We start from the raw sequence: 18510 nt of genomic DNA, 5'->3' as shown, positions 1-18510 counted from the left end.
ACATAAGAAAAAAGGCCGCGCGAGGCGGCCTTTTCTCCGGATCTGCCGAGTCGGCAGATGCCAACAAGCACTCGTGCGATTAACGCTTCGAGAACTGTTTGCGACGGCGGGCCTTGTGCAGACCAACCTTCTTACGTTCGACTTCACGAGCATCGCGGGTAACGAAACCAGCGGTCGACAGCGACGGCTTGAGGGTCGCGTCGTAGTCGATCAGTGCACGCGTGATGCCGTGACGAACCGCACCGGCCTGACCCGTTTCACCACCGCCCGACACGTTGACTTTGATGTCGAACGTTTCAGCGTGGTTGGTCAGTTCGAGCGGCTGACGCACGATCATCAGCGACGTTTCGCGAGCGAAGTACTCTTTGATCGGCTTGCCATTGACGACGATGTCGCCCTTGCCAGCCTTGATGAACACACGAGCCACTGCGCTCTTGCGACGGCCCGTGCCGTAATTCCAATCGTTTTTGAACATGGCTGGCCCTTAGATCTCGAGCGACTTCGGTTGCTGCGCTTCGTGCGGATGGTTACCGTCGGCGTAAACCTTCAGCTTCTTGATCATCGCGTAGCCCAGCGGACCCTTCGGCAGCATGCCCTTCACGGCTTTCTCGAGCGCACGGCCCGGGAAACGCTCTTGCATCTTGCCAAACGTGGTTTCGTAGATACCGCCCGGGTAACCCGTGTGACGGTAGTACTTCTTATCAGTTTGCTTTGCGCCCGTAACTTTCAGCTTGGCAGCATTGACGATGATGATGTAATCACCCGTGTCAACGTGCGGCGTGAATTCCGGTTTGTGCTTGCCGCGCAGACGGCGTGCCACTTCGCTGGCGACACGGCCGAGGACTTTGTCCGTCGCGTCAATCACAAACCATTCGCGCGTCACCTCTGCCGGCTTAGCGGAAAACGTCTTCATGATCGATCCAATTAAAAAACTGCTTGCCCCATAGACACCAACTTCCTGCTTGTCTGCCGGCCGCGTCCTTGTGATTTGGGTCACATGGCGCAGTCCTGTGCTTGCAGGCTCTCCCTGATGCTTTTTCCGTGGGCATTTCCGGAAAAGCCGTTGATTATACAGAAAAAACGACCGCCCGGTAAACGCGCTTAGGTAAACCGCCTTTTCGCAGCACTTTTCGGGGGCACAAAAAAAACCCGAACCTCATTGGGTCCGGGTTAAATCCACCAAAGGAGGAGGGTGGAGGAGACACTTGCAGAATTGCTGTGAAGCACAACAACCAATGACTGAAGTCTAGCAAAGGCGATGGTGCGTTGCAAGAAAATTTATAGTGCGAAATACAACACCACATTATGAAATTCTCAAAAATCGCACACAAACCAATATCACCTTTTAAATTCAACAACTTACGATGAAATCCGTGTTCGGGTCGCTCTGCTCGCTAGAGCCTTTTGCCTAAATTTAGGGTTTTTCCCCCTGAAAACCCGATCAAAAAAGCGCCAATATTGCGACGCAACAACTCAGACCGCCCGGAGGCTGCCGGACGCGAGTCGGACGGCATCGTACGCACTATTGCGGAAGCCGCTACAATTTTTGCTTGAACGAGAATTCGGGGTATCGAGATTATGGAATGCAAGGTTAGCTGGATGGGCCAGGATGGCATGGCCTTCATCGCGGAAACAGGCAGTGGGCATATCGTCGCGATGGATGGAGCGCCGGAAGGCGGTGGCCGTAATCTGGCGCCGCGCCCGATGGAGATGCTGCTGGTCGGCACCGGGGGTTGTACCGCGTACGACGTGGTGATGATCCTCAAGAAGAGCCGCGCAGAGGTCAAGGATTGCAGCGTCACGCTCAAGGCCGAGCGCGCCAGCGAAGACCCCAAGGTCTTCACGAAGATTCACTTCCACTTCACCGTGACGGGCCGCAACCTGAACCCGGCTACCGTCGAGCGCGCAGTGACGCTCTCGCACGACAAGTACTGCTCGGCGTCGATCATGCTCGCCAAGACGGCCGAGCTCACGCACAGCGTGGAAATCGTCGAAGGCTGAGGCGCAGGGGCATGAGCGTGAGCGACTGGCGTCGCGCGCGCCATGCGCTAAACGTCGCGTCGCAGAAAGACAAAAGGCTCCCTCACGGGAGCCTTTCGCTTTTGTATCGTTGCAGAGACGGCCGATAAGCCGGATTCTGTGAACGCGACTCGCGCCGCGCCTGACAACCATTCCTCTAGGCGACGCATCACTACGCCGCTCAAGCTTCCTACCCGCAGGCTCCCGGGGGCCCCGTTGCCGGCACACGCACAAGGCGCATGCCGCTCACCTGCCTATTTGGAATTGCTCCGGGTGGAGGTTACCGTGCCGTGTGCGTTGCCGCACGCCGCGGTGCGCTCTTACCGCACCGTTTCACCCTTACCTGATCCGCCTGGCTTGCGCCAGGGGCCATCGGCGGTCTGTTCTCTGTTGCCCTGTTCCGCGTCTCACGACGGATGGCCGTTAGCCATCACCCTGCCCTATGGAGTCCGGACTTTCCTCCCCCTTCCGAAGAAGGCGGCGATTGTCTGGCCGACTCTGCGGGCCGAAGTGTATCACGCACAGACGCTGGGCCGCGCCGCCCGGGACGAAACACCGCTACGTCGCCGTAGAAGGCCGGATCCTCGCTCGCCGGCCACCACCCCGGGATGCCCAGCACAGGCAACGGGGCGAAATCGCGGGGAGACAGCGTGGCGTCCGCCAATACCGGCGCCAGCCCCGCATCCAGCCAAGCGCGGCGCTCGCCGGACGACCAGTCGAAGTAGGCGGAGGGAACGTCGACAATCCATGCATGCGCAGTGATCGCCTTATAGGGCGCGACCAGCTTCTCCAGCAAAGCGTGCCCGAACGGCTGCACCTCGCAGGCACGGCCCCACGCCGCACGGCGCGTGACGAACAGGGTCTGCCAGTCGAAGCCGCGCAGCGCAGCACCCAATGCCGGGTCGCTACAGGCAAAGACGACGGCGTTCTCGTCGAACAACGTCGCCGCGTCGCGGGTTGCCCCACGGGTGGCCTGCACGCCATCGGACGCGATGGCGGCGGCTTGCCGGGCGTTGAGCGCCGCCTTGCTGCGCGGGTAGGCCAGCCAGATCAGCGCATTGAAGAAGTCATGCAGATTGGGGCGGGTCGGCACCCCGCCGGTCGCGGCGATGAACGCTTCGTAAGCCGTCCCCTCCGGCAAATCCGCTTGTGCGACGAAGCACAACGGCTTGCCGTGCCCGCTGACCTGAGCGGCCGCCCTCGCCTGCGAAGACAACGCCGCTCGCCAGTCGCCGCTGGCGAGCGCGCCCTGCCCGTGCGCCCTCACCGCCGCAAACCACGGTTGCGGCCAGTCGATATCCGGCAAGACATCCGCCGGGCGCGGCTGGGTCGTCACGGGCAACGCAGACAACATCTACAACGCCCTGCCTCAGCCCTTCAGCTTCCAGCCGATGACCTCACCACCGCGCAGCGGCACGACGGTCGCGTCGCCCATCGGCAGCTCGGCCGGCAGTTCCCAGTCTTCGCGCACCAGCGTGATTTTGTCGGCGTTGCGCGGCAGTTCGTAGAAGTCCGGGCCGTGGAAGCTGGCAAACCCTTCGAGCTTGTCGAGCGCGCCGGCGTTGTCGAACGCTTCCGCATACAACTCCACGGCGTGCAGCGCGGTGTAGCAACCGGCGCAGCCGCAGGCCATTTCCTTCGCGCCACGGGCGTGCGGGGCGCTATCCGTGCCCAGGAAGAAGCGCGCGCTGCCCGACGTGGCGGCCTTGACCAGCGCTTCACGGTGGATTTCGCGCTTGAGCACCGGCAGGCAGTAGTAATGCGGGCGGATACCGCCGGTGAAGATCGCATTGCGGTTGTACAGCAGGTGATGCGCGGTGATCGTCGCGCCGATGGGGCCTTCGGCCTCGGCGACGTACTCGGCGGCATCCTTCGTGGTGATGTGCTCGAACACTACCTTGAGCGCCGGGAAATCACGGCGCAGCGGCTTCATCACGCGGTCGATGAAGACCTTTTCGCGATCGAAGATATCGATATCCGAACTCGTGACTTCGCCGTGCACGAGCAGCGGCATGCCGACTTCCTGCATGGCTTCGAGCGCGCCGCGGCACTTGGCCAGATCGGTCACGCCGGCATCCGAATTGGTCGTGGCGCCTGCCGGGTAGAGCTTCACGCCGTGCACGAAGCCCGATGCCTTGGCGCGGCGGATCTCGTCACCCGGGGTGTTGTCGGTGAGATACAACGTCATGAGCGGCTCGAACGTGTTGCCGGCCGGGCGTGCCGCCAGAATGCGCTCGCGGTAGGCGGCAGCATGCTCGGTGGTGGTGACCGGCGGCTTGAGGTTCGGCATGATGATCGCGCGGCCGAACTGGCGGGCGCTGTCGGGCAGCACGCTCTTGAGCACAGCGCCATCGCGCACGTGCAGGTGCCAGTCATCGGGACGGGTGATAGTCAGTTCGGTAGTCATGATCGGTTCCGGGGCTGCGGGGCCGTGCCGGCGGGTGGGGCGTCGGCGCGACGAACTTTTTAGGACGGGAATGTACGTGCACAGGGGCCGGTGCTATGCTTGTGCAACCCCATATTGTAACGGCAGCTGCGCACTGACACGACGTGAGCTGCCAATCAGAGATTTGCCCGCCCCATGTGCCAACTGCTTGGAATGAATTGCGCAGAACCGACCGACATTACGTTCTCATTTACCGGTTTTGCGGCGCGCGGGGGCGGCACGGACCATCATGCCGACGGCTGGGGTATCGCCTTCTTCGAAGACAAGGCCTGCCGGCTCTTCATCGACCATCAGGCCGCCGCCAATTCGCCCATCGCCGAACTGGTGAAGAAATACCCCATCAAGTCGAAAAACGTCATCGCGCATATCCGCAAAGCGACGCAAGGCATCGTTGAGCTGGAAAACTGCCATCCGTTCCAGCGCGAACTGTGGGGGCGTCACTGGATCTTCGCCCACAACGGCGACCTGCACGACTACGACCCGTTCCTCTCCGGCGTGTATCAGCCGGTCGGCACCACCGACAGCGAGCGCGCCTTCTGCGACATCATGCAGGGCCTGCGCAAGCGCTTCCCCGGTTCGCAGCCGCCGCTCGACGAGCTGTTCCACGCCGTCGAAGACATCACGCGAACGATCACCCGCCATGGCGTGTTCAACTTCGTGCTCTCGAACGGACAGGCCCTGATCGCCCACTGCTCGACCAAGCTGCACTTCATCGCCCGTCAGTGGCCGTTCGCGAAGGCGCACCTGATCGACGCCGACTGGGAAATCGACTTCGCCAAGTTCACGACGCCGGCCGACCGCGTGGCCGTCATCGCGACGGTGCCGCTGACCGACAACGAAGTCTGGACGACCTTCGAGCCGGGCGAGCTGATTCTGTTCGAAAACGGCGCCCCGACGCAGCGCGCCGTCGTCCCGATTCCGGAAGCGGTGCGCCTGCGCAACGCACAGAACACCGCCTGCCAGTAAGCCTCTGGCGCACACCGTGTGTGCCGAGTGCCCATAAAAAAAGCGTGCCCGAGGGCACGCTTTTTCATTTCTGCGAGTCCTTCGAGCCGGGCACCCGCGCGTCGCTTCGTGGGCTGACGCGCCGTGCCCTGCCCCGAGATCAGTGCAGGATCTTGGCCAGGAAGTCCTTGGCGCGATCCGACTTCGGGTTTTCGAAGAACTCTTCCTTCTTGTCGTCTTCGACGATCAGGCCCTGATCCATGAAGATCACGCGATTGGCCACCTTCTTGGCGAAGCCCATTTCGTGCGTGACCACCATCATGGTCATGCCTTCATGCGCCAGTTCGACCATCACGTCGAGCACTTCGTTAATCATTTCCGGATCGAGTGCCGACGTCGGCTCGTCGAACAACATGGCGATCGGGTCCATGCACAGGGCACGGGCAATCGCGACACGCTGCTGCTGACCGCCCGACAGCTGGCCCGGGAACTTGTGCGCATGGGCCTTCAGGCCAACGCGCTCAAGCAGCTTCAGACCCTTGTCGGTGGCTTCGTCCTTGCGGCGGCCGAGCACCTTGATCTGCGCGAGCGTCAGGTTTTCGGTGATCGACAGATGCGGGAACAGTTCGAAGTGCTGGAACACCATGCCCACGCGCGAGCGGAGCTTGGCCAGGTTCGTCTTGGGGTCTGCGACCGAGGTGCCATCGACGATGATCTCGCCTTGCTGGATCGGCTCGAGACCGTTGACGGTCTTGATGAGCGTGGACTTGCCCGAACCCGACGGGCCGCACACCACCACGACTTCACCCTTCTTGACTTCAGTGGAACAGTCCGTGAGCACCTGGAACTGGCCGTACCACTTGGAGACGTTTTTGAGGGAAATCATTTCGCCAACCTCTTTTGAAGACGTTTAACCAACATCGAAACCGTGAAGCAGATCACAAAGTAGACCGCCCCGGCAAACACAATCATTGCAGGCAAACTACCGTCGCGCTGCCCCACCTGATACGCCATGCCGAAGAAATCGGACAGGGCGATCGCGTACACGAGCGACGTATCCTGGAACAAGATGATGCCCTGCGTCAGCAGCAACGGCACCATGTTCCGGAAGGCCTGCGGCAGCACCACGAGACCCATTGCCTGCCAGTACGACATCCCGAGCGCCGACGCTGCCGAGAGCTGGCCGCGCGACACGCTCTGAATACCGGCGCGAATGATTTCCGAATAATACGCTGCTTCAAACAGCGAGAAGGCGACGAGCGCCGAGACCATCCGGATGTCCCACGTGGGCGGCACGTCGAGCAACGAGCGCAGCACCTGCGGCACGATCAGGAAGAACCACAGCAGCACCATCAGCAGCGGGATCGAGCGGAACACGTTCACGTACAGATCCGCGAACCACTTCAGCACCGCCACGCCCGACAGACGCATCATCGCGAGCAACGTGCCCCACACGATGCCCACGATCACGGCGAGCGCCGTGATCTGCAACGTGGTGACCATGCCCTTGACCAACAGGGGCCACGCGTCTACCACGCCGCCCCAAGCGAAGATCTCACCCATTATTTGCCCCCGATGTAGCCCGGCAGGCGGGTCTTCGATTCGAGCCAACGCATGAACGTGAGCACGACGATGTTGATGATCATGTAGGCAACCGTCACGGCGATGAACGACTCGTAGCTATGGGCCGTGTAGTCGATCAGCTGCTTGCCCTGGCCGGTCAGTTCGAGCAGGTTCACTGTCGAGATCACGGCCGAGTTTTTGAAGATGTTGACGAATTCCGAGGTAATCGGCGGGATCACCACACGGAAAGCCACCGGCAGCAGTACGAAACGGTACGTCTGCGGCAGCGTGAGCCCCATGGCCAGACCGGCATTCTTCTGACCCTTGGGCAGCGAATTGATACCGGAACGCACCTGTTCACACACCCGGGCAGCCGTAAAGAGGCCCAGGCCAACCACACCGGTGAGCAGCGAGACGTTCGCCGGATTGAGCGAGAACAGCCACTGGCGGACGGCTTCCGGCAGGAAGTCGGGTGCCACGTAATACCAGAAGAACAACTGCACCAGCAACGGGATGTTCCGGAACAGCTCGACGTACCCCGCCGCGAAGCCCGAAATCCACTTATTGGGAACGGTGCGCATCACGCCGAGCACGGAGCCGACGATCAACGCGATGATCCAGCCGCCGAGGCCGACTTCAAGCGTGAGCTTGAAGCCCGAGAGCAGCCACCCGAAGTAGGTGCTGTTCTCACCGGTCGCTACCGGCTGGAAGAAAAAACTGAAATCGAGACCGAGAGCCATGATCTCCCCTTTTCTACTTGTCTTGCTTAAAAAGAAGCGGAAGGATGACTCCTTCCGCTTCGGCATTACTTACTGATCATGCTCAGCGTTGCTGCAAGCCATGAGGCTTACTTGGCCGGCGTCACGTCAGCGCTGTCGTTCGGCGCCTTCCACAGTGCGGCCATTTCAGCCGACGGCGGGAAGTCCATGTTCGTGCCGTTCAACGCGGGGATCGGCGACTGGAACCACTTCTTGTAGTCCGCGAACGCCTTGCCCGACTTCTGGTAGTTGGCCACAGCCGTGTCCACCACCTTCTTGAAGCCCGGATCGTCCTTGCGCATCATGCAGCCATACGCTTCGTACGATTGCGGCTTGCCGACGATGGTGTAGTCCTTGGCATCCTTGAACTTGGCGCGCTCACCGGCGAGCAGGGCGTCGTCCATCATGAACGCAACGGCACGGCCTTGATGCAGCGTGATTGCTGCCTCGCCGTGATCCTTCGCGCTGATGATGTTCATGCCCATGTTCTTGTCCTGATTCATCTGACGCAGCAGACGCTCAGAGGTCGTACCGGCGGTGGTCACGACGTTCTTGCCCTTCAGATCGTCGAAATCCTTCACGCCCGAGCTGTTCTTGGTCAGCAGGCGCGTACCGATGATGAAGAAGGTGTTCGAGAATGCCGCTTGCTTCTGACGCTCGGCATTGTTGGTGGTCGAACCGCACTCGATATCGATCGTGCCGTTTTGCACCAGCGGAATACGGTTCTGCGACGTGATCGGGGTCTGCTTCGCGTCGAGCTTCGTGAGCTTCAGTTCTTTCTTGACTTCATCGACGATGGCCATCGCGACATCGTTCGCGTAACCAACGACATTATGGTTGTTGTCATAGAACGAGAACGGGATCGACGACTCCCGGTTACCCAGCGAAATCACGCCGGTGTCCTTGATCTTCTTGAGCGTACCGCTTTCCTGCGCTTGTGCAGCACCTGCCATCAGGCCCACACAACACAACGCCAATGCAATTTTCGAGAGGGTCATTCCTTGGTCTCCTTGGCACAAAACGAATGCATTTTAGCACTGCAATTGCCAGTTTTTTTATTCTCGAATGTTCGGAACGTACGTCTTTTTTGACGCATTTCGCCCCGAACATTCGTTTTTTACGCATTAGTGCGTATTACTACTTAGAGCAAAAGCACCGCCAGATCAGGGGTACAGGCCGCGCATCTCGCGCGCTTGCAGGATACGGCTACACGCCACAATGAATGCCGCCGTACGCAGCGACACCGAATGTTCCTGCGCCACGTGCCACACGCCGTCGAAGGCTTCGCGCATGATGCGCTCCAGGCGGTGGTTGATCTCTTCCTCGGTCCAGAAGAAGCTCGAGAAGTCCTGCACCCATTCGAAGTACGACACAGTAACACCCCCGGCGTTGGCCACCACATCGGGCACAACCAGAATGTTCTTGGCACGCAGAATGTCGTCGGCTGCCGTCGTGGTCGGGCCGTTGGCGCCTTCCACCACGACCTTCGCACGAATCTTGTCGGCGTTCTTCTCGGTGATCTGGTTCTCCAGCGCCGCCGGGATCAGGAATTCGCAGTCGAGCGACCAGAATTCGTCGTCCTTGATGGTCTCGGCCGCCGGGAAACCGCCCACGCCGCCGGTTTCGGCCACGTGCTTGAGCAGGTTCGGCACATCGAGGCCGTCCGACTTGTAGATCGTACCGGTGTGATCTTGCACGCCGATGACATGCGCGCCGGCTTCTGCGAACAGGCGGGCCGCAATGCCGCCCACGTTGCCGAAGCCCTGCACGATCACGCGCGAACCGCGCACGTCCATGCCCAGACGGCGGGCCGACTCGCAGCTCACCACGAACACGCCGCGGCCGGTCGCTTCGCGACGGCCCAGCGAGCCACCCAGCGAGATCGGCTTGCCGGTCACGACGCCCGTGGCCGTGGAGCCCTCGTTCATCGAGTACGTGTCCATCATCCACGCCATGATTTGCTCATTCGTGTTGACGTCCGGTGCCGGAATGTCCTTCGTCGGCCCGATGATGATGTTGATTTCGCTGGTGTAACGACGCGTCAGGCGCTCGAGTTCGCCGCGCGAGAGCTTACGCGGGTCGACACGGATGCCACCCTTGGCGCCGCCGTAGGGCACGTTCACTGCCGCGTTCTTGACCGACATCCAGGCCGACAGGGCCATGACTTCGGAGAGCGTGACGTCTTGGTGGAAACGCACACCGCCCTTGCCGGGACCGCGCGAGGTGTTGTGCTGGACGCGATAGCCCTCGAAGTGGGCGATGGTGCCGTTATCGAGTTCGATCGGGCAGTCGACGATCAGGATGCGCTTCGGGCGCTTGAGGGTTTCGACCCAACGCGAAAGGTTGCCCAGATAGGGCGTAACGCGGTCGACCTGTTGAAGATAGTTGCCCCAGGGGCCGAGATCATCGGCTTGGAGGTAGGAAGGCAAGGCGTGTTGTGACGATTGAGACATCTCTGGATTCTCCGGCTTCAATCAGCGCCGCACGCACACACCGTGCTTGCGACACGAATGGCAGGCACTTTACCTAGAGCCGCAAAGAACAATCCAATGCCGAATAAACATGCATCTATGCGTTTCGTGCATAGATTACAAATCTCACCCTTTGACCTGATCGCGCACGGCCTGCCAGAACGCCTCGACAGCTTCGCGCTTGGCCTTCTCGCGGCGGTTGCTGGCGTCGGCATAGGCCAGACGGTCACGATAGAGCCGGATTTCCATATCGAGATGCCACGGCGCGGCGGTCTTGCCCGGTGGCGCGAGGTCGATCAGTTCCTCGCGGGCGACCGAGTCGACCACGGCGCTTTCCGGCAGAAACGCCACGCCATGCCCGGCCAGCACCATGGCCTTGAGGGCCTCGGCCATGTCGGTCTCGTAGACCTTGTCGAAATGAGGCGGGCTGGTCGTGTCGCCCACCAGCAGGTCGGCCATGCGCCCGAGGTAAGCATTCGATGTGTAGGCCAGATAAGGCACCGGCGCTTCCGCCGTGCCGGGGAGCTTGAAGCGCGCCCGCTTTTGCGGCGTCGGCGCGCTGTAGGGGCTGAAGCGCTCGCTGCCGAGCACGACCATCTCGTAGCGCGCCACGTCGAGCTGCAACGGCTGGCTGGGATGGTAGTAGCACATGAGCAGGTCGCAGCCGCCGTCGGTCAGCGACATCGCAGCATCGTGCACGTTGAGCGCCCGCAGACGGGTGCGCAGCAGACCCAGCCGCTTTTCCAGCGTCTTGAGCCAGCGTGGGAAGAACGTCATCGACAACGTGTGCGGCACGGCGAAGTCGAGCACCGAGTGGTCGGCAGACCGTTGCTCGCGCAGCAAGGCCCGTGCTTCCTGCGCCTGCGAGAGCAACGCGAGCGCCTGCTCGTAGAAGACTTCACCGGCAGGGGTGAGCCGGGTCGGGTAGCTCGACCGGTCGATCAGCTCACTGCCGAGCCACGCCTCGAGGGCCTGAATGCGGCGCGAAAAGGCGGGCTGCGTCACATGGCGCAACTCGGCCGAGCGGCTGAAACTGTGCGTCTTGGCGAGCGACACGAAGTCTTCGAGCCATTTGATTTCCATGCGGAGCCCCCGGGGCTGACGGTGTCAGCGCGCTAGTCTACTCAATCGGACGCGCGTGCGACAGAGCCGCACCCAACGGTGGGCCGTCGGCCGCTCAGGACACCACCGTCGCGAAGTGCGAGGCCTCGGCGTCGCCCTCACCGCCACGCCGCTGTTGTTGCAGCGCCCACATCTGCGCGTACAGCCCTTCGGCGTGCAGCAGTTCGTCGTGCGTGCCACGCTCGACGATGCGGCCCTTGTCGAGCACGATGATCTGCGCCGCGTGCACGACCGTGGAAAGCCGGTGCGCAATCACGAGCGTGGTGCGCTCGCGGGCAATATTGCGCAATTCCGTCTGAATCGCCTGCTCCGAGCGCGAATCGAGCGCCGACGTCGCTTCATCGAAGATCAGAATGTGCGGATTCTTCAGAATCGTGCGGGCGATCGCGACGCGTTGCTTTTCACCGCCGGAGAGCTTGAGCCCGCGCTCGCCGACCATCGACTCATAGCCCGCCGGCAGGCTCTCGATGAAGTCGTGAATATGCGCCGCGCGCGCCGCCGCAATGACCTGATCGCGCGAGGCCGACGGATTCCCGTAAGCGATGTTGTAGTAGATCGTGTCGTTGAACAGCACGGTGTCCTGCGGCACGATGCCGATAGCGGCCCGCAGCGAGTCTTGCGTGACGTCGCGAATATCCTGCCCGTCGATGGTGATGCGCCCCGCCGTGGTGCCGGGGAAGCCCACGTCATAGAAGCGGAACAGCAAACGCGAGAGCGTCGATTTGCCCGAGCCGCTGTGGCCCACGACCGCTGTGGTCGTGCCTGCGGCGATGGTGAAATCCACGTCGTGCAGAATCTGGCGCGTCGTCTCGTAGCCGAAATTCACGTGTTCGAAGCTCACCGTGCCGCCGGTGCAGATCAGCGCGGGCGCACCGGGCGGGTCGGCCACTTCGCGGTTGACGTCGAGCAGCGTGAACATGCGGTCCATGTCCGTCATGGCCTGCTTGAGTTCGCGATAGATCACGCCGAGGAAATTCAGCGGGATATAGAGCTGCAACATGAACGTGTTGACCAGCACCAGATCGCCCAGCGTCATCCTGCCGCTCATCACGCCCTGCGTGGCGTGCCACAGAATCAGGATCAGCCCGGTGGCAATGATCACCTGCTGCCCGAAGTTGAGCACGGAAAGCGAATTCTGCGAGCGGATGGCCGCCGCACGATAGCGCTTCAGATTCTCGTCGTAGCGCTCGGTCTCGAACGCCTCGTTGCCGAAGTACTTCACCGTCTCGTAGTTGATGAGCGAATCGATGGCGCGCGCGTTAGCCTTCGAATCGAGCTCGTTCATCGTGCGGCGGAAGTGCGTGCGCCACTCGGTCACCTTCACCGTGAACGCGATGTAGAACACGAGGGCCGCGAGCGTCACCAGCGCATAGAACGCGTCATAGCGCACGACGAAGAAGCCGAGCACCAGCGCCACTTCGATGAGCGTGGGCAGAATGCTGTACAGCGAGTACGAAATCATCGACTGGATGCCGCGCGTGCCCCGCTCGATGTCGCGGCTCATGCCCCCGGTCTGGCGCTCCAGATGGAAGCGCAGCGAGAGCGCGTGCAGATGGCGGAACACCCTGAGCGCCACTTGGCGCACGGCGCTTTCCGTCACCTTCGAGAACAGAATTTCCCGCAGTTCGGTAAAGAGCGACGTGGACAGGCGCACCACCCCGTAGGCGATCACCAGCATGCCCAGCCCGCCCACCACGATCAGCGCCGGGTCAGCGGTGGCACGGGCGGTCGCGGAGAGCGTAGCCACCGGCCCCAGCGCGTCGACGATGTGCTTCATCAGAATCGGCACGCCGAGGTTGGCCACCTTGGCCAGAATCAGGCACGACAAGGCGAGCGTTACCCGCCCGCGGAACTCGAGCAGGTACGGCAGCAGCGACTTGAGCACCTGCCAGTCGTTGCGCGGCTTCTTCGGAAGGTTCTTTGCGTTCGGGGCATTCGCCGCCGCCGGCGCAGGCTCGGCCGGAGTAAAACGTCTCATGATGCTGTGGGGGCGGGGTCCGGCCCGGGCAACAGGTCCGGTGGGGGGCTTTCCGCTAAAATCGTCAATGGCGTATTTTCGCAGAACCCGGCGTCTCATGCTGAGCCAGCGCCGGGCGGGCGTCTCCCTAGGGAGCGCTCCTCGAATGCCCCGTCTGACGGGGTGTTCCCGAGTTTTCCCGCTTTTTGGCTCACGCAAGGAACCCCATGAGTACCCCTTCCCCTGCCCTGACGGCCCTGCCCGACGAAAAAGAACTGGCGTTGCGCGTGATGCCGATGCCCGCCGACGCCAATGCCCATGGCGACGTGTTCGGCGGCTGGATCATGTCGCAGGTCGACATTGCCGGCTCGATTCCCGCCGCGCAACGCGCCAACGGCCGTGTGGCAACGATTGCCGTCAACTCGTTCCTGTTCAAACAGCCGGTGTTCGTCGGCGATCTGCTGAGTTTCTACGCGAAGATCGTCAAGACCGGCAATACGTCGATTACCGTCTACGTCGAGGCCTATGCACAGCGCATGCGCCTGTCGCACGAGATCGTGAAGGTGACCGAGGCCATGGTCACCTACGTGGCCACCGACGAGGACCGCCGCCCCCGCCAGTTGCCCAAGCTCGAAACGCTGGGCTGAACGCCCGCTTTACGAGTTACGAATTACGAAAACTGACTGAAATCCGGCTTGCGTTTCTCGAAGAAGGCGGTGAATGCCTCGCGCGCTTCGGGAGACAGCAGGCGTTTGCCAAATTCCAGCGCCTCGTCGCGAATGCGCTCCTGCACGTCGCGCGCGCTGTCGCCCTTCATCAGTTGCTTGGTCACCCGCAGCGAGCCCGCCGGCATGGCGGCCAGTTGCGCTGCACGCTTCGCCGCAAATTCCCCCAGTTCGGCCGCCGGTACGATCCGGTTCACAAACCCCATCGCTACGGCTTCATTCACGTCGAACGGCTCACCGAACAGCAGCTTCTCGGCGGCGCGGTGATAGCCCGCCACGCGCGGCAACAGCCAGCTCGACGCGGCTTCCGGCACCAGTGCCAACTGCGAGAACGGCAGCGAGAAGCGAGCCGTCTCGGCGGCATACACTACATCGCAGTGCAGCAGCATCGTCGTGCCGACACCCACGGCGTTGCCCGCCACCGCTGCCACGATCGGCTTGGTCGCCTGACTGATCTGGCGCAGAAACTGGAACACGGGCGCGTCGTCGTCCTTCGGCGGGTGCTTCAGGAAGTCTTCGAGATCGTTGCCGGCCGAGAATGCCTCCGGCTGCCCCTGAATCAGGATCACGCGAATGGCAGGATCGGCATCCGCCTCGGCCAGCCCATCGGCGAGCGCCTGATACATCTCGGCGGTGATCGCGTTTTTCTTGTGCGCACGGTTGAAGGTCAGCACCTGCACCGCGCCTTGGCGTTGCACCAATACGTCGTCCATCTCCACTGTCTCCTGATCCTGAATGTCGCGTTCGTCTTATGACAAACGCCGGGGGCAGATACGCGCACTACGCGATCCACACCCCGGCGCCCGATGACCGGTCACTTGCCTGTCCGGTCCCCGTCCTTACATGCGCTCGATGATCCCCGCTGCGCCCATGCCCGTGCCCACGCACATCGACACCATCCCGTACTTCAGGTTGTGACGGCGCAGAGCATGCACGACCGTAGCCGCACGCACCGCACCGGTGGCACCCAGCGGGTGGCCCAGCGCAATGGCGCCGCCCATCGGATTGACGCGGCTGGTGTCGAGATCCAGATCCTGAATCACGGCGAGCGCCTGTGCGGCGAACGCTTCGTTCAACTCGATCCAGTCCATGTCCGACTGCTTGAGGCCTGCGGCACGCAGCGCCGCCGGAATGGCTTCCTTGGGGCCGATGCCCATGATTTCGGGCGGCACGCCGCGCACGGCGAACGACACGAAACGCGCGAGCGGCGTGAGATTGAATTGCTTGAGGATCTTCTCGCTCACGACGAGCAGTGCACCGGCACCGTCCGAGGTCTGCGAGCTGTTGCCGGCCGTGACCGAGCCCTTGTTGGCGAACACCGGACGCAGCTTGGCGAGGCCTTCGATCGTCGTATCCGGGCGCGGACCTTCGTCGAGCGACAGCGTACGCGTCTTGATCGACACTTCACCGGTGGCGAGATTCGGGAAACGTTCGACGATCTCGATCGGCGTGATTTCGTTCGTGAACTCACCGCGTTGCTGCGCAGCGATCGCCTTCTGGTGCGAGGCCAGTGCGAAGGCGTCCTGCGCTTCGCGCGAGACCTTCCACTGCTGCGCCACCTTCTCGGCGGTCAGACCCATGCCGTAGGCAATGCCCACGTTCTCGTCGCGCTCGAAGATCGACGGCGAGAGCGACGGCGTGTTGCCCATCATCGGCACCATGCTCATGCTTTCGATGCCGCCGGCGAACATCGCGTCGGCTTCACCCACACGAATGCGGTCGGCCGCCATCGCGAGTGCCGTCAGGCCAGAGGCGCAGAAACGGTTGACCGTCACACCACCGACCGTGTTCGGCAGCCCCGAGAGCAGCGCACCGATACGCGCCACGTTCAGGCCCTGCTGGGCTTCGGGAATGGCGCAACCGATGATCGCGTCTTCGATCACTTTCGGATCGAGATCGGGCACCTGAGCGAGCGCGCTCTTGAGAATCGTCGCGAGCAGGTCGTCCGGACGGGTGTTCTTGTAGCTGCCCTTCGGTGCCTTGCCGATCGGGGCGCGCGTGGCGGCAACGATGTAGGCGTCTTGCAGTTGTTTGCTCATGTCAGTCTCCGATCGGCTTAGTTGCGCACCGGCTTGCCGGTTTGCAGCATGCCCATGATGCGTTCCTGGGACTTCGACGTGCCCAGCATTTCGATGAAGGCGCGACGCTCGAGCGCCAGCAGCCATTCTTCGTTCACCAGACTACCGGCTTCCACGTCACCGCCGCACACGGCTTCCGCGATACGCGAGGCGATCAGGAAGTCGTGCGCCGAGATGAAGTTGCCGTCGCGCATGTTGACCAGTTGCGCCTTGATCGTCGACACGCCCGAACGGCCTGCCACCGGAATGCCGGCCGGCTTGAGCGGCGGGCGGTATCCGGCCAGCGACAGCGCGCGGGCTTCGTTACGGGCGACCGACAGCAGCTCGTGCACGTTGTAGACGATGGTGTCCGACGGCTTCAGGTAGCCCATGTCGCGCGCATCGATCGCCGACGCCGAGACCTTCGCCATGGCGGCGTTAGTGAACGACTTGGTGACGAATTGCAGATACTGGACGCTGCCTGCTGCGGTGGCTGCTTCGGCCGCACGAATCGCGGCTTCCTTCAGACCGCCGCCGGCCGGCACGAGGCCCACGCCGACTTCCACCAGACCGATGTAGCTCTCGAGGGCCGCCACGCGCTTGGCGCTATGCAGCAGCAGTTCGCAGCCACCGCCGAGGGCGATGCCCGAGACGGCGGAGACGACCGGCACCTGCGCGTACTTCACACGCATCATGCCGTCTTGGAATTTCTTGATGAACGGCTCGATACCCTTCGCGCCGCCCATCATGAAGGCCGGCATGGCGGCTTCCAGATCGGCACCGGCGGAGAACGGACCGCCCGGCGCGCCGAGCTTGAGCGACGTCGGTTGCCACACGACGACACCGCGATATTGCTCCTCGGCCAGATCGATGGCGCGCACCAGACCGTCGATGACGGCCGGTCCGATCGTGTTCATCTTCGACTTGAACGAGACGATGAGCACGTCGTCCTGACCCGGGGTCTCGTCGACCCACAGACGCACGGCGTCGTTCTCTTCGATCGTCTTGCCGAACTTGCGCGGGTCGTTGCCGGCTTCGCCGACGAGCGCCGCCGGGAACACCTGACGCTGGTACACCGGCAGCGTGCTGCGCGGCACAAAGGCGTCCTTGGCGGGGGCGTACGAGCCTTCGGCCGTGTGAACACCACCGGCTTCGGCGACCTTGCCGCTCGTCACCCAAGCGGGCAGCGGGGCGTTCGACAGGGCCTTGCCCGCGTCGATGTCTTCCTTGACCCACTGGGCCACGTCCTTCCAGCCGGCGGCTTGCCAGTCTTCGAACGGGCCGGTGGTCCAGCCGAAGCCCCAGCGAATGGCGAAGTCGACTTCACGCGCGTTGTCGGCGATCTGGTCGAGATACACGCCGATGTAGTGGAACACGTCGCGGAACACGGCCCACAGGAACTGCGCCTGCGGGTTGGTCGATTCGCGCAGCAGGCGCAGGCGCTCGGCCGGGGCCTTCTTCAGAATGCGCACGACCATCTCGTCGGCCTTCTTGCCCGACTCGACGTACTCGCCCGATTGCGGGTCGAGCACCTTGATGACCTTGCCTTCCTTCTTGTAGAAACCCGCGCCGGTCTTCTGACCCAGTGCGCCCTTCTCCACCAGTGCTTTCAGCACGGGCGGCGTAGCGTAGGTCGGTGCGAACGGGTCGTCCTTGAGGCCGTCCTGCATCGTCTTGATGACGTGCGCCATCGTGTCCAGACCGACCACATCGGCGGTGCGGAACGTGGCCGACTTGGCGCGGCCCAGCTTGCTGCCGGTCAGGTCGTCGACAACGTCGAACGGGATGCCGTACTTCTGCGCTTCGGCAAACACCGCCAGAATCGAGAAGACACCGACACGGTTGGCGATGAAGTTCGGCGTGTCCTTCGCGCGCACCACACCCTTGCCGAGCGTGGAGGTGAGGAACGTTTCGAGCTGGTCGAGAATCGCCGGCGCCGTGGTGGCGGTCGGGATCAGCTCAACCAGATGCATGTAGCGCGGCGGGTTGAAGAAGTGCACACCGCAAAAGCGCGCCTTCAACTCCGCGTCGAAACCTTCCGAGAGTTCGGTGATCGACAGGCCCGACGTGTTCGACGCGAAGATCGCGTGCTTGGCCAGATGCGGAGCGACCTTCTTGTACAGGTCGTGCTTCCAGTCCATGCGCTCGGCGATCGCTTCGATCACGACGTCGCAACCGGCCAGCTTTTCGAGGTCGTCTTCGTAGTTGGCGGCTTCGATGTATTGCGCGTCGGCCTTATCGGCGAACGGCGCGGGGCTCAGCTTCTTCAGGCCGTCGATGGCGCGCAGCACGATGCCGTTTTTCGGGCCTTCTTTGGCCGGCAGATCGAACAGCACGACAGGCACTTTCGCATTGACCAGATGAGCGGCAATCTGCGCGCCCATCACGCCGGCGCCGAGCACGGCTACCTTGCGAACGACCAGGGGTTTGTTGGTTTGACTCACGGT

16 protein-coding genes, 1 other RNA gene and 1 pseudogene are annotated in these 18510 nt (G+C 62.4%); 3 read left to right on the top strand and 15 right to left on the bottom strand.

Annotated elements, in window-relative coordinates:
• Positions 1-79 precede the first annotated feature (79 nt).
• Together rpsI and rplM are read right to left on the bottom strand one after the other, a co-directional pair.
• Positions 80-475, bottom strand: coding sequence for a 30S ribosomal protein S9 (gene rpsI / locus PIN31009_RS05175; RefSeq protein WP_058377436.1), 396 nt, complete (start codon positions 473-475; stop codon positions 80-82).
• 9 nt (positions 476-484) lie between these two features.
• Entirely contained in the window at positions 485-913 is a 429-nt protein-coding gene (gene rplM, locus PIN31009_RS05170; protein ID WP_010805091.1) for a 50S ribosomal protein L13, read from the bottom strand.
• Between the two features lie 665 nt (positions 914-1578).
• On the opposite strand from rplM, the gene PIN31009_RS05165 reads away from it, so the two are divergent.
• On the top strand, positions 1579-2001 hold the full coding sequence (locus PIN31009_RS05165) for an OsmC family protein (RefSeq protein ID WP_058377435.1): 423 nt from the start codon (positions 1579-1581) through the stop codon (positions 1999-2001).
• A 109-nt stretch (positions 2002-2110) separates the two neighbouring features.
• Here PIN31009_RS05165 and rnpB read toward each other — a convergent pair.
• The 3 genes and pseudogenes from rnpB to pyrC all read right to left on the bottom strand — a co-directional run bounded on the left by rnpB (position 2111) and on the right by pyrC (position 4426).
• Positions 2111-2519: RNase P RNA component class A (gene rnpB / locus PIN31009_RS05160), an RNA gene on the bottom strand.
• Positions 2520-2617: 98 nt separating this feature from the next.
• Positions 2618-3373, bottom strand: a pseudogene (locus PIN31009_RS05155) (DUF3025 domain-containing protein); the annotation flags it as partial.
• Positions 3374-3388: 15 nt separating this feature from the next.
• The gene (pyrC, locus tag PIN31009_RS05150) at positions 3389-4426 is read right to left on the bottom strand and encodes a dihydroorotase (protein ID WP_058377434.1); all 1038 of its coding nucleotides are present in this window, start codon (positions 4424-4426) and stop codon (positions 3389-3391) included.
• 174 nt (positions 4427-4600) lie between these two features.
• Between pyrC and PIN31009_RS05145 the strand changes: the two genes are divergently transcribed.
• Positions 4601-5431 carry a class II glutamine amidotransferase gene (locus tag PIN31009_RS05145; protein ID WP_058377433.1) on the top strand — a complete coding sequence of 277 codons (831 nt, stop codon included), beginning with the start codon at positions 4601-4603 and terminating at the stop codon, positions 5429-5431.
• Between the two features lie 139 nt (positions 5432-5570).
• On the opposite strand, the gene PIN31009_RS05140 is transcribed toward PIN31009_RS05145, so the two are convergent.
• The 7 genes from PIN31009_RS05140 to PIN31009_RS05110 form a co-directional block, all read right to left on the bottom strand.
• Positions 5571-6296 carry an amino acid ABC transporter ATP-binding protein gene (locus tag PIN31009_RS05140; RefSeq protein ID WP_150683273.1) on the bottom strand — a complete coding sequence of 242 codons (726 nt, stop codon included), beginning with the start codon at positions 6294-6296 and terminating at the stop codon, positions 5571-5573.
• Complete coding sequence (gene gltK / locus PIN31009_RS05135; RefSeq protein ID WP_150683272.1) at positions 6293-6973, bottom strand: glutamate/aspartate ABC transporter permease GltK; 681 nt, start codon at positions 6971-6973, stop codon at positions 6293-6295. The genes PIN31009_RS05140 and gltK overlap by 4 nt, the downstream gene beginning before the upstream one ends.
• The gene (locus tag PIN31009_RS05130; protein WP_150683271.1) at positions 6973-7713 is read right to left on the bottom strand and encodes an amino acid ABC transporter permease; all 741 of its coding nucleotides are present in this window, start codon (positions 7711-7713) and stop codon (positions 6973-6975) included. Before PIN31009_RS05130 ends, gltK begins: the two co-directional genes overlap by 1 nt.
• A 107-nt stretch (positions 7714-7820) precedes the next feature.
• Positions 7821-8729, bottom strand: coding sequence for a glutamate/aspartate ABC transporter substrate-binding protein (locus tag PIN31009_RS05125; RefSeq protein WP_150683270.1), 909 nt, complete (start codon positions 8727-8729; stop codon positions 7821-7823).
• Positions 8730-8894: 165 nt separating this feature from the next.
• Entirely contained in the window at positions 8895-10184 is a 1290-nt protein-coding gene (locus tag PIN31009_RS05120) for a Glu/Leu/Phe/Val family dehydrogenase (protein WP_058377428.1), read from the bottom strand.
• Positions 10185-10328: 144 nt separating this feature from the next.
• Positions 10329-11285 carry a LysR family transcriptional regulator gene (locus PIN31009_RS05115; RefSeq protein WP_058377427.1) on the bottom strand — a complete coding sequence of 319 codons (957 nt, stop codon included), beginning with the start codon at positions 11283-11285 and terminating at the stop codon, positions 10329-10331.
• A gap of 94 nt (positions 11286-11379) precedes the next feature.
• Positions 11380-13302 (bottom strand): ABCB family ABC transporter ATP-binding protein/permease, encoded by a 1923-nt coding sequence (locus PIN31009_RS05110; protein WP_150789515.1) that lies wholly within the window; start codon positions 13300-13302, stop codon positions 11380-11382.
• A gap of 206 nt (positions 13303-13508) precedes the next feature.
• Here PIN31009_RS05110 and PIN31009_RS05105 point away from each other — a divergent pair, with 206 nt between their 5' ends.
• On the top strand, positions 13509-13928 hold the full coding sequence (locus PIN31009_RS05105; protein WP_150683267.1) for an acyl-CoA thioesterase: 420 nt from the start codon (positions 13509-13511) through the stop codon (positions 13926-13928).
• Positions 13929-13951: 23 nt separating this feature from the next.
• Here the strand turns inward: PIN31009_RS05105 and PIN31009_RS05100 are convergent, their stop codons facing one another.
• The 3 genes from PIN31009_RS05100 to PIN31009_RS05090 form a co-directional block, all read right to left on the bottom strand.
• Complete coding sequence (locus PIN31009_RS05100) at positions 13952-14719, bottom strand: enoyl-CoA hydratase (RefSeq protein ID WP_150683266.1); 768 nt, start codon at positions 14717-14719, stop codon at positions 13952-13954.
• A gap of 126 nt (positions 14720-14845) precedes the next feature.
• Entirely contained in the window at positions 14846-16045 is a 1200-nt protein-coding gene (locus PIN31009_RS05095) for an acetyl-CoA C-acyltransferase (protein ID WP_058377423.1), read from the bottom strand.
• 17 nt (positions 16046-16062) lie between these two features.
• Positions 16063-18507 carry a 3-hydroxyacyl-CoA dehydrogenase/enoyl-CoA hydratase family protein gene (locus tag PIN31009_RS05090; protein ID WP_150683264.1) on the bottom strand — a complete coding sequence of 815 codons (2445 nt, stop codon included), beginning with the start codon at positions 18505-18507 and terminating at the stop codon, positions 16063-16065.
• Positions 18508-18510: the final 3 nt, after the last annotated feature.

Origin of the sequence: Pandoraea iniqua (genome assembly GCF_902459685.1) — a bacterium.
In the GTDB taxonomy this organism is placed as follows: Bacteria; Pseudomonadota; Gammaproteobacteria; order Burkholderiales; family Burkholderiaceae; genus Pandoraea; species Pandoraea iniqua.
Note: the sequence above shows the minus strand (reverse complement) of the source record. Positions and strands in the feature narration are given on the sequence as shown.

Bases quoted from the DNA above. Each gene is read 5' to 3' on its own strand.
- rpsI (WP_058377436.1), bottom strand. From the start codon at position 475: ATGTTCAAAAACGATTGGAATTACGGCACGGGCCGTCGCAAGAGCGCA.
- rplM (WP_010805091.1), bottom strand. From the start codon at position 913: ATGAAGACGTTTTCCGCTAAGCCGGCAGAGGTGACGCGCGAATGGTTT.
- PIN31009_RS05165 (WP_058377435.1), top strand. From the start codon at position 1,579: ATGGAATGCAAGGTTAGCTGGATGGGCCAGGATGGCATGGCCTTCATC.
- pyrC (WP_058377434.1), bottom strand. From the start codon at position 4,426: ATGACTACCGAACTGACTATCACCCGTCCCGATGACTGGCACCTGCAC.
- PIN31009_RS05145 (WP_058377433.1), top strand. From the start codon at position 4,601: ATGTGCCAACTGCTTGGAATGAATTGCGCAGAACCGACCGACATTACG.
- PIN31009_RS05140 (WP_150683273.1), bottom strand. From the start codon at position 6,296: ATGATTTCCCTCAAAAACGTCTCCAAGTGGTACGGCCAGTTCCAGGTG.
- gltK (WP_150683272.1), bottom strand. From the start codon at position 6,973: ATGGGTGAGATCTTCGCTTGGGGCGGCGTGGTAGACGCGTGGCCCCTG.
- PIN31009_RS05130 (WP_150683271.1), bottom strand. From the start codon at position 7,713: ATGGCTCTCGGTCTCGATTTCAGTTTTTTCTTCCAGCCGGTAGCGACC.
- PIN31009_RS05125 (WP_150683270.1), bottom strand. From the start codon at position 8,729: ATGACCCTCTCGAAAATTGCATTGGCGTTGTGTTGTGTGGGCCTGATG.
- PIN31009_RS05120 (WP_058377428.1), bottom strand. From the start codon at position 10,184: ATGTCTCAATCGTCACAACACGCCTTGCCTTCCTACCTCCAAGCCGAT.
- PIN31009_RS05115 (WP_058377427.1), bottom strand. From the start codon at position 11,285: ATGGAAATCAAATGGCTCGAAGACTTCGTGTCGCTCGCCAAGACGCAC.
- PIN31009_RS05110 (WP_150789515.1), bottom strand. From the start codon at position 13,302: ATGAGACGTTTTACTCCGGCCGAGCCTGCGCCGGCGGCGGCGAATGCC.
- PIN31009_RS05105 (WP_150683267.1), top strand. From the start codon at position 13,509: ATGAGTACCCCTTCCCCTGCCCTGACGGCCCTGCCCGACGAAAAAGAA.
- PIN31009_RS05100 (WP_150683266.1), bottom strand. From the start codon at position 14,719: ATGGACGACGTATTGGTGCAACGCCAAGGCGCGGTGCAGGTGCTGACC.
- PIN31009_RS05095 (WP_058377423.1), bottom strand. From the start codon at position 16,045: ATGAGCAAACAACTGCAAGACGCCTACATCGTTGCCGCCACGCGCGCC.